We start from the raw sequence: 10,493 nt of genomic DNA on the forward strand, positions 1-10,493 counted from the left end.
GGCTTGACATCGTGCGATATTGCTCCGGACGTGGTCCATCATGGGGATGAGTTGGCCCTGATCGTTGGGGTCAGTGACCGCGTCGACGGCGATGATGAGCTGGTCATCAGCGGTCGCCACTTGCCCGTTATAAGCCTGGACGTAGCCATTTCGGGTGTGCATCAGACGAGATTCGGGGTCCGTCACGTTGCGGCGGAGCAGATACTTCCGGGTCGCGGCTGCCTCCCCGGAAAGCTGCTGGTGGGCTCGTTCCTGCGCACGGGCCAGGTTGGTTTGGGCGTGCTCGACCCCGTGCTGAGCGTCCCGCAACCTCTTGTTGTTCAACACTGGCGGGCGGCCGTTGGGCGTGACCGCGAAACGCGCCCGGGAGGCGGCCTGCTTCGCTTCCAGGTCGGCCAGGCGCTGTTGCGCGTCGAGAAGGCGGGTGTGGAACACCGTAATCCACGGCTGGTTCTCGGCCTGCACCACTCTCTCTAACTGGGCGATCGCCGCTTCAATACGGGCACCCTTCCCTCCAGTTCTGGTCGGTGGAGGCTTCTCTTTCGCGACTACCTCGCCCTGCTGGCGGAGGCCATCGAGCTCGGATCGGATCAAGGCCGCCCGGTCCGGGCCCGGGCCGAACCCGTCGGGGAGATCATCATCAGCGGTGGGCGCATCCGCCTGGTCTTCGGCCGCGTCCGTCGCTTCTGCGACATCCAGGATGCTCTTCGCCATGGCTCGCAACGTCTTCAACGACCGGCTCTGATCCTTCGCCGCGTTGGCCTTGATCTTCGTTCCATCGATGGCGATNTTCGCCGCGTTGGCCTTGATCTTCGTTCCATCGATCGCGATCACACCGAATTTGCCCAGTCCTCGCCCCACGCACAACACCAAAACCTGCGCGAACAAGTCAGCCATCGCGTTCCGATGTCGTTGCCGAAACCTAGCTAAAACGGTGTGATCGGGGGCATCCTGCGCGCATAACACCCGGAACGCGACGTCCTCGATGCAGGCCCGCTCAATCTGCCGTGAGGACGAGATTCCCCGGGCCGACGCGTAAATCCACACAGCCAACAACAGGTCGGGGTTGAAGCCCTCCCGGCCCGTTCCGCCAAGCTTGGACTTCTCGTGTAACGCGGTTGTATCGAGCTGCTCGACGACCTCCAGCAGAAACCATGCCAGATGATTGGCCGGTATCCAATCACGCATATCCGGCGGCAACAGAAACGACTGATCACGATCCACAGGACGGTAATGAAGGGCCATGAACCATTTTCTCAGACCCCTCAAACACGCCCAGGAACGACACGCCCTGCCGGTGGGCAGCCCCATAAAGCAACAGGCTCTACACGGTGCGCCCGCTTCCGTAAGGTGCGCCGGGAGAGCGCGCGGTGGTCGGGAAGCGGGCGGCGGGCGGCCTCAGAAACCGCCCATCGTCCTGGGGATGAGCGCCTCGACGAACGCGGCGTTCGGGCTGGCGTGCGGGAGGGCATCCGTCACCTCGCGCAGCGCCTGGTCGATCGGCACTCCCCGGTGCCGCGCCGCGTAGAGCGCGCCGACCGTGGGGGTGCGGCTGATCGCCTGCACGCAGTGCACAAGCACGGTGCGTCCCTCGGCCCGCAGCGCCGCGATCGCGTCGACGGTGTCGCCGAGCACGAAGCTGAGGTTGGGGTTGGCGCGCGGGTCGACCTCGTCGACCAGCCAGACCGCCACCCGGTTCTCCGGCCGGATGCGCGCGGGCACCTGGCCGCGGCCCACCCGGCAGAGCGACACCACGGCGTCGATCTCGGCCGGAAGCGCGTCGAGGGCGCCGATCGCGCCGAGCCACACGCCGGGGTCGTGCGGATGCCGCACCAGGGTCGAGATGTCGCCGGAGGTGGCGTAGGACAGGCGGTCGGCGGCCGGCCAGGTGGTGTTGGCGCGGTCGCGGCGGGGGCGGCGGTCCGGTGCCGTGGAATCGCCCTGGGCCTGGTCGGCGAGGGCGGCCCGGCGGTCGGGAGTGAGGGGGTCGCGGCGGTCGGGGACGAGCGGGTCACGACGGTCGGGGCGGGTCGGGTCCCGGCGGTCGAGCGCGCCCGGGGCGCGGGTGTCGGGGTGCGCCGGGTCACGACGGTCGGGGGTTGCGGGGTCTCGACGGGCTCGACCGCCGGGGCCGGGTCGACCGTCGTCGGCTCGACCGCCGGCCGCGGCCTCGAGGCTCGCCCGGCCGGCGAGAATGGCGACGTCGGCCCGGCGGGCGCGATCGGCGAACGGGGCGCGACCGGCCACGGCCGGTCGACGACCGGTGGCGCGGGCGGCGAGCACGCCGAGGCGCACGAGCTCGTCGGCGCGGAGTCCCGGCCAGCCGTGCACGATCCGCCGCCACTCGGCCGGCACCGCGGATGCCCCATACCGGGCCCCGAGCAGGCCGCCGGCGATCGCGGCCACCGTGTCGGTGTCGCGGCCGCCGCGCACGGCGCCCTCGAGGGACTCCCGCAGATGGTCGGCCGGCACCGCGTCCTCGCAGGACTCCCGAAGGTGGTCGGCCGGCACCGCGCCCTCGAAGGACTCCCGCAGATGGTCGGCCGACACGGCGCCGGCGCAGGACTCCCGCAGATGGTCGGCCGGCACCGCGTCCTCGCCGTCGGTGACCTCGCGGAGCGGCTCGGTGATGGCCGACCAGGCTCCCTGCAGGGCCTCGACGACCCAGCCGTTGCGGTCGAAGTCCCTCGGGGCGCCGGCCTCGGCGGCGACGAGGCGGGACTCCCAGAGCGCGCGCCGGGTGGCGGGCAGGGCTTCGAGGCCGGCGCGCACGTTCAGTTCGCCCGAGAGCACCGCGCGCCGGATCGCCAGGCACCAGAGCACGCAGGCGTCGCCGGCATCCGGGTCGATGTGGGTGAGGTCGCTGATCGCGCGGGCGGTCTCGGCGAGCCCGGCCGGGTCGTCGAGGAAGGCGAGGGCCACCGGCGCAGTGCGCATGAGCGAGCCGTTGCCGCCGCTGCGGCCGTGTCGGTCGTGGTGGGCCTGGGCGACGAGGCGCACCGCGGATGCCGCGCCCGCGTGGGACGGCCGGGCGGGGCGGGCCGGGTCGGCGTGGGCGGAGTCGGCGTCTTCGGCAGGGTCGGCTTGCTCGGAAGGGTCGGCAGGGTTGCCACGCTCGGAAGGGTTGGCCAGGTTGCCACGCTCGGAAGAGTTGGCAGGGTTGCCACGCTCGGAAGGGTTGGCCGGGTTGACATGCTCGCAAGGGTCGGCAGGGTCCGGGTCGGCTCCCCCATCGCGCGCCTCGGCCAGATTCCGGTCGGTGCGGGAGAGCACCGCGCGCAGCTGGTTGCCCACGTCGGGTGCGGTGCGCGCCCAGTCGATCCACGCGGCCACGATCTCGTCGAGCACCGATTCGTCGCGGAGGTCCTTGCCGTCGGCGATCGCCCGGATGATCGGCACAGCCATCGAGGTGTCGTCGGTCCACTCGCCGGGCGCCCAGTCGAACCCGCCGCCGCCCCTCATCGTCACGTCGGCACCAGAGAGAAGCGGCGGCCCGAACTCGTAGCCGGCGCCGAGCGCGTCGCCGCAGGCCATGCCGAGCAGCACCCCGGCGGCGCGGTCCAGTTGTGCGGACGTGAGTTTCATGCGATTCCCCCAGCGAGCTTTGTGACGGGACGTGCCCTGCTAAACCATGGCGGGCACCTGACGACCTGCTGTCGAATACCGGATGCCGTTCAGGCTCAACTCCCCCACGTTGAGACTAAGGCCGAAACGGGCCCGCCGGCGCCGCCGCATTCGAGGGGCAGCGCCGCTCCGCTCGCCGGGAGCGGCTGAGTTGCGGCTCAGTTGCGGAAAAGACACCTTCGCGCCCGGGCGGAGTCATATGGTCGATGCCGCCGTTCCGCGGCAGGACAGGGCCCGGCGCACCCTCGCCCCTTTTTGGGGCCCTGACCTGCTCATCTGCGCGACCTCACGACTCCCTGCCGCGCCTAGGTTGGAACCAGCGACAGTCCCAGACACGACAGTCCCAGCCGAAGGAATCCCTTGACCTCCCCCGCATCACCGCCCACCTCACCAGGCCGTAAACGGTTCCGACCCCGTGCGGGCACCGTGGTGGGGATTGCGGTGATCGCCATCCTCGTTATCTCAGGCTGGGCATCCGGCGGGTTCCCCGGCATGTTGACGATGGCCGGGTTGGCGGGCCTCGTGACCGCGTTGTACTCCCTGGTCACCGGGCGCAGGTCCTGGGCGAGAATCCCGTCGCGACCGATCGCCGCCGTGGCCCTCGTCGTGGCCCTGGTCAGCACCGGAATCGGCGCGTCGGCCTACGACGCCCCCGCGAATCTCACGGGCGCCGCAACGCCCGCGTCGACCGTCGCGACCACGGCGGCCCCCGCAACCCCCGCTCCGAAGGCTGCACTCAAGGCCGCGTTCCAGGCCGCGTTCACCGCGGAAGCCCCGATCGACCCGGATGTCTCGGTGGCCTCGGTCGCACCGGCATCCGTGGTCATCGCCGACCGTGCGGTCACCGATGCGACGGCCGAGGCGCTGCTGCAGACGCTCGCGGTGAAGGGCAAGGCCCCGAAAACCGGATACGCCCGCACCGCCCAATTCGGGACAGCCTGGCTGGACGTGGACCACAACGGATGCGACACCCGCAACGACATCCTCGCCCGGGACCTGACGAACATCGTGCGTTCCGGGCCCTGCCGGGTGATGAGCGGCGCCCTCCACGGGCCGTACACGGGCAAGTCGATCAGCTTCGTCCGCGGCAACAAGACCTCGATGCTGGTGCAAATCGATCACGTCGTGGCGTTGTCCAACGCCTGGCAGACCGGCGCCCAGCTCCTGACCCCGGCCCAGCGCACGTCGCTGGCCAACGATCCGCTCAACCTTCTCTCCGTCGACGGCCGGACGAACGCCCAGAAGGGCGACGGCGACGCGGCCACCTGGCTGCCGCCGGTGAAGTCGTTCCGCTGCGTTTACGTCGCCCGGCAGATTTCGGTCAAGGCGACCTACGGATTGTGGGTCACGCCGGCCGAGTCTGCGGCGATGACGCGCATCCTCTCTGCCTGCCCCGGCCAGCCCGTGGTGACCTCCGACTTCGCCCCTCGGGCGGCTCCGGTGCCTGCTCCGGCTCCTGCACCCGCTCCCGCACCTGCTCCTGCGCCCGCTCCCGCACCTGCTCCTGCGCCCGCGCCCGCGCCTGCTCCTGCACCGGCACCGGCGCCCGCGCCTGCGGTCGGCACGGTGCACCCCGGCTCATTCTGCGCACCGGCCGGCGCGACCGGCGTGACCACCGCGGGCACCGCCATGGTCTGCGGCACCACCCCGAACAGCCCCGATCGTGCCCGCTGGCACCGGCAATGACGGCCTGACGGTTCGGGAATCGGCCCCGGCGCCAGCCACCGCAACGGCGACGTCCCCCGGGCGGCCGCCACGCGGCATCCGCTCCACCCGTCATAGATCAAACCTGCGACAATTGCCGGATGAGCGACCATCGCGACTCCCCCGTCACATCCCTGGCCGACTACCCGCGCCCTTCCGTGGCCGTGGACACGGCCGTGCTCACGGTGCAGGCGAACGCGCTCTGCGTCGTGCTCGTGCAGAACGAACGCGGCTGGCGGCTGCCCGGAACGTTCGTGCACGAGGGCGAGACCCTCGCTGACGCCGTGCTCCGCTCGCTGCGCGACAAGGCCGGCATCGAGGGGCTCCGCCCGCGCCAGTTGCGCGTGTTCGACGCCCCGGAACGGGATGATCGCGGCTGGGTGATGTCGGTGGCGCACCTCGTGGTGGTGCCCGCGGCATCCGTGCCCGCCGGCGCGCTCACCCCGTGGGATGCGGCGCAGGGGCTGGTCTACGACCACGAGCAGATCCTCAGGCTGGCGGTGGACACCGTGCGTGCCGAGTACGCGGCCGCGGCCGACCCCGAGCGCCTGCTCGGGCCCGAGTTCACCCTGCTCGAGCTGCTGCGGTTGCACGAGAGCGTGTCCGGCGAGCGCCTCGGCAAAGACACGTTCCGCCGCCGGGTTCTGCCCGGCCTCGTGGCGACGGATGCCGTGCAGCCCGGCAAGGTCGGCAAGCCGGCCCGGCTGTTCCGGCACCGGTGACTCGGCCGGTGCGTGCGGCAGATCACGCCGCTGCGATGGCGGGCCTTCCTTCGTCTCTGGAGGGGCGCTAGGTTGTGTTGGCCGTTGGCTCCCGATACGACGGAAATGAAGGGTGATCATGGTTGGGCGAGTTCAGGCGCGAATCGCTGAGATCGAGCGCCACGAAAGGTCGGCACGACGACACCGCCGATTAGCCGTCGCGCTCGGTGTCGCCGCGCTCCTGGTCTCAATCGTGGCGCTGCTCGTCGGCCCGGCGATCTCTGACTACCTCACGAAACCGAGCACGGCGTCAATGACTCGGACCCTATTGTCGGACCTCCGTGCGGGTCAGACACTGAAGTCATTTAGCGCAGTTCTGGGCGAACCCACGTCCGAACGCCCCATTACGGGCAGCCCCTGGACATTCTCAGTCTTCGTTCGTGACAACTATGCAGTGGCTACAACGTCAGACGCTGCTGGAAAAGTCGTTGTTTTCTCGGTCCTGTCATGCGACCCAGAGCTTAAACCGCAATTCACCACAAACTCGAATACCGTTGTCCATTTGGGCGACCAATCGATATCCCTCGCCGAGACATCCCAGAAGCCGGACGCCAGGGCCACACCAGAGGTCCTCAACGACCGAAGCCTCAACTACCAGAACCCTGGATCGGGACGACAATCCTCGCAGTTCCTCGAGTTGACCCGCGACGGGCCGCGGAGCGGGAACGACAACCACCTATACGGGTTGGGCCTGAGCGGGCAGTGCAACGACGAATACATCCCCGACCTCACCCCTGACGATCCCGGAAAGTACATTGGCGGGCTGCCAGATGCGCCCGCATCGGTTCGGGAATTCCGCCGGACAACGGCGCCGAATTTCTACTCCGACATCGACACCCAGTTCTACTTCGAGTTCAGTGTTGATGATCACGGCTATGGAGTCTTCACTGACCATCGGTCCACGCCGGCTTCCGTGATCGATGGGGTCCCACTCAGTCTCCACAGCGGCGAGGTTCCGTTCGACTTCGGCAAGTGATCGAATGCAGGATGCGACGGGGGTGCGGGGGCCTCTGGGGCCTCGGCCCTGCCGCGCATCCTGCATTCGGTGCGCTCGCGCGGTGCAGCGCACCGGGACGGGCGCGGAGGGCGAGCCCCTACGGGTGCAGGCTCGCCGCGGCGACCCGGCCCACGGCATCCGTCACCTGGTCGAGCAGCCGGGAGGCGATGTTCCAACGCTGCCAGTAGAGCACCACGTCGATCGGATGCCCCGGCGCCAGCTCCACGAGCCGGCCGTCGCCGAGTTCGGTGAGGCACTGCTGCTCGGGCAGCAGCCCCCAGCCGAGGCCGAGCACCACCGCGCGGGCGAAGTCGGCCGTGGTGGGGATGTGGTGGCGCGGGACATCCGTGGCCCGGCCGCCGATGCCGCGCAGGAACCGGTGTTGCAGGTCGTCGCGGCGGTCGAAGTTGACCATCGGGGCGGTGTCGAGCCCGGCGGTGCCGGCGACGCCGCCGAGCCAGGCGCCGACGAACCGGGGGCTGGCCACCGCCCGGTAGCGCATCGAGCCCAGCCGCACCGAGGAGCAGCCCTGCACCGCCTCGGCCGTGGACGTGACCGCCGCCATCACCGTGCCCGAGCGCAGCAGCGAGGTGGTGTGCTCCTGGTCTTCGCGGTAGATGTCGAAGACCGCGCCGCTGCCTTCGGGCACGGCGGCGAGCGCGTCGAGGAACCAGGTGCCCAGGCAGTCGGCGTTCACGGCCAGCGGCAGCGAGGTGCGCCCGCCGGGCTGCAGGCCGGCGCCGAGCGCGGTGGCCACGTCCCCCTCGAGCAGCTGCACCTGGCGCGCATGGCGCAGCACGATGTCGCCGGCGGCGGTCGGCACAACCGGGTTCACCCGCTGGATCAGCACCTGGCCGGCCGCCTGCTCCATCGCCTTGACTCGTTGCGAGACCGCGGATGCCGTCAGCCGCAGCCGCTGCGCCGCCGCCTCGAACGTGCCCTCCTCGACGAGCGCCACCAGGGTGTGCAGGTGATCCAACTGGAATGCCATCATTAGCCTCGCTTAGGTATCCTTCGAAACTTTAGCTGTACTACATGCGATTTGTCTCCTACATTGGCCAGCATGGACCTCGCCGGCACCCTCCTCCCCGCACTCCTCGGCTTCGGCACGGGGCTGGCCCTGATCGTGGCGATCGGCGCGCAGAACGCATACGTCCTCCGGCTCGGGATCGAGGGCCACACGCGCACCATCCTGCCTGCGGTGCTGATCTGCTCGATTTCGGATGCCGTGCTCATCTTCGCGGGGATCCTCGGCGTCGGCCTCGTGGTCGAACGGACCCCGGCGGCGCTCGTGGTGATCCGCATCGTCGGGGCCGCGTTCCTGCTCGCCTACGGCGTCTTCGCCACGGTGCGCGCCTTCAAGCCGAAGGCGCTGGTGGCGAATGACTCGCCGGTGCCGATCAGCACCCGGGCCGCTGTGGCGACGATGATCGCTCTCACCTGGCTGAACCCGCACGTCTACCTCGACACGCTGATCTTCCTCGGCTCGGTGGCCAACCAGCAGGGCGAGTCGGCCCGCTGGTGGTGGGGCGCCGGGGCGATCACGGGGAGCTTCGCCTGGTTCTTCAGCCTGGGCTTCGGTGCCCGCCACCTGCGGCCGTTCTTCGCCCGCCCGGGTTCGTGGCGCATCCTCGACGGCTTCATCGCCGTCGTGATGCTGTCGCTCGGGGTGCGGATGGCGCTCGGGGTGTAGCTGCGCCCGTGGCGTCGTGCGAATGCAGGATGCCACGGAGGCGCGAGGCACCGGGGCGCCCACAGCCGCCGCTGATCCTGCATTCGCGCCGAAACGGGCGCGACGCAACTGAAGTCACCTGCCCGCCCCGGGGAACGTATCCAGCCCGTACTGGGGCTTGCCTACCCCCAGGCCGATCCGGGATGCTGGGCCCGGGGGATGTGCACGGCGCTCGTCTTTGGAACCAACCTTGGAGGAGCATCCGCATGTCTGAGGAGTCTGCGAGGCTTGAGCGGCCCCGGGAGCGGGTCGGCGTCTATTTCGACTTCGAGAACATCGTCATCTCGCGGTACAACCAACTCCACGGCGAGGGCGCGTTCGCGAAGGACAAGGTGCGCAATCGGGTGACCTACAAGCCCGAGGCCGAGGTGACCACGCGCATCCGTCAGGCCATGGTCGACGTGGACGCCATTCTCGACTACGCCGCGACGTTCGGTCCGATCACCGTCAGCCGGGCGTATGCCGATTGGTCGACGCCGGTCAATGCGCGCCACCAAAGGCAGCTCGTCGATCACGCCGTCGACCTCATCCAGCTCTTCCCTGCCGTGGCTGCCCTGAAGAACGGCGCGGACATCCGGCTGGCGATCGATGTGATGGAAGACCTCTTCCGACACGACAACCTCACCCACATCGTGATCGTCGCCGGCGACTCGGACTATATCCCGCTGGCGCAGCGCTGCCGTCGTCTCGACCGAGTCGTGATCGGCATCGGGGTGTCCGGAGCGACGAGCAGCGCGCTCGCCTCGGCCTGCGACGTATTCACCGACTACGACTCGATCCCGGGTACCGCACGGTCCACGTCGCTCACTCCCCCGACGGCGGGTCCCATCTCCGTCGTCGCGACGAAGCCGGCCACTCCGAAGGCCGGCGCGAAGGCCGGTGCGAAGGCCGCTCCGAAGGCCGGTGCGAAGAAGCCCCCCGGTGCGAAGACCATAGCCAAGAACGCCCCTGCGAAGCGTGTGCCGGCCCTGGCCGCGGGCACCAGCACGGCGAAGACGGCTCCCGCCTCGACCATCCAGCCGACCACGCCCACCGCGGGACCGGTCGACATCCAGAGGCTCGACGCAAGCCCGAAGGCCCGGAAGGCAGCGACAGCGCTGCTCCTCCGCGCGGTGGAGCAGCTTGCTTCGAACGACCAGGAATGGCAGCATGCATCCGCTGTGAAGAGCACAATGCGACAGCTGGACCCGGTCTTCCAGGAAGGCTCGCTCGGGTTCAGTCAGTTCGCCGACTTTCTCAAGTCCCGGCATCAGACGGTCGAGATCAAGGAGCAGACGGCGGGCGCGCCCGTTCTGCTCAAACTGCGGTCTTAGCCTCGGCGACTGCCGCTGGATGGCCCATATGCAGGATGCCGCGGGCGTGCCGGCGCTCTGGGGCCTCCTGGCTCAGGCGCATCCTGCATTCGCGTCGAATCGGGCGCGACGCAACTGAAGTCACCTGCCCTCCCCCGGATCGCATCCGGCCCCCGTCAGCGCAGGAGTGGGCGCCTTCAACTGTGGCTAACTCCTGCAATCCGCGCGGAATCGTGCCCAAACCAGCCGAATTGGGACATTCTGCGACGAATTGCAGGAGTTAGCCACCGGGAGGCGGGGCAAGGAGGAACAGGAAGGCAGGAAAAGGGGCAGGGAGGAGGGAAGGGCAGGGCAGGGCAGGGCAGGGCAGGGCAGGGCAGGGC

8 protein-coding genes are annotated in these 10,493 nt (G+C 69.5%); 5 read left to right on the forward strand and 3 right to left on the reverse strand.

Annotated features, from left to right (window positions below; genetic code table 11):
* Window positions 1-1,311 (reverse strand): transposase (locus E3O32_RS11280; RefSeq protein ID WP_134509571.1); only part of this gene is annotated, 1,311 nt, incomplete at its 3' end.
* 87 nt (window positions 1,312-1,398) lie between these two features.
* Window positions 1,399-3,585 (reverse strand): ADP-ribosylglycohydrolase family protein, encoded by a 2,187-nt coding sequence (locus tag E3O32_RS17640; RefSeq protein WP_241974824.1) that lies wholly within the window; start codon window positions 3,583-3,585, stop codon window positions 1,399-1,401.
* A gap of 480 nt (window positions 3,586-4,065) precedes the next feature.
* Between E3O32_RS17640 and E3O32_RS11295 the strand changes: the two genes are divergently transcribed.
* The 3 genes from E3O32_RS11295 (at window position 4,066) to E3O32_RS11305 (ending at window position 7,065) form a co-directional block, all read left to right on the forward strand.
* Entirely contained in the window at window positions 4,066-5,310 is a 1,245-nt protein-coding gene (locus E3O32_RS11295) for an HNH endonuclease family protein (RefSeq protein WP_241974826.1), read from the forward strand.
* 119 nt (window positions 5,311-5,429) lie between these two features.
* Window positions 5,430-6,050, forward strand: coding sequence for an NUDIX hydrolase (locus E3O32_RS11300; RefSeq protein ID WP_134509573.1), 621 nt, complete (start codon window positions 5,430-5,432; stop codon window positions 6,048-6,050).
* 118 nt (window positions 6,051-6,168) lie between these two features.
* The gene (locus E3O32_RS11305; protein ID WP_134509574.1) at window positions 6,169-7,065 is read left to right on the forward strand and encodes a hypothetical protein; all 897 of its coding nucleotides are present in this window, start codon (window positions 6,169-6,171) and stop codon (window positions 7,063-7,065) included.
* A 118-nt stretch (window positions 7,066-7,183) separates the two neighbouring features.
* Here E3O32_RS11305 and E3O32_RS11310 read toward each other — a convergent pair whose 3' ends face one another.
* On the reverse strand, window positions 7,184-8,077 hold the full coding sequence (locus E3O32_RS11310; RefSeq protein WP_134509575.1) for a LysR family transcriptional regulator ArgP: 894 nt from the start codon (window positions 8,075-8,077) through the stop codon (window positions 7,184-7,186).
* A gap of 72 nt (window positions 8,078-8,149) precedes the next feature.
* Between E3O32_RS11310 and E3O32_RS11315 the strand changes: the two genes are divergently transcribed.
* Together E3O32_RS11315 and E3O32_RS11320 are read left to right on the forward strand one after the other, a co-directional pair.
* Window positions 8,150-8,779, forward strand: a complete 630-nt coding sequence (locus E3O32_RS11315; RefSeq protein ID WP_134509576.1) for a LysE/ArgO family amino acid transporter — start codon at window positions 8,150-8,152, stop codon at window positions 8,777-8,779.
* A 245-nt stretch (window positions 8,780-9,024) separates the two neighbouring features.
* Window positions 9,025-10,131: an NYN domain-containing protein gene (locus tag E3O32_RS11320; protein WP_134509577.1), complete on the forward strand. Its 1,107-nt coding sequence runs from the start codon at window positions 9,025-9,027 to the stop codon at window positions 10,129-10,131.
* The last annotated feature ends 362 nt before the right edge of the window (window positions 10,132-10,493 follow it).

The organism is Cryobacterium mannosilyticum (genome assembly GCF_004402705.1).
GTDB classification, from domain to species: Bacteria; Actinomycetota; Actinomycetes; order Actinomycetales; family Microbacteriaceae; genus Cryobacterium; species Cryobacterium mannosilyticum.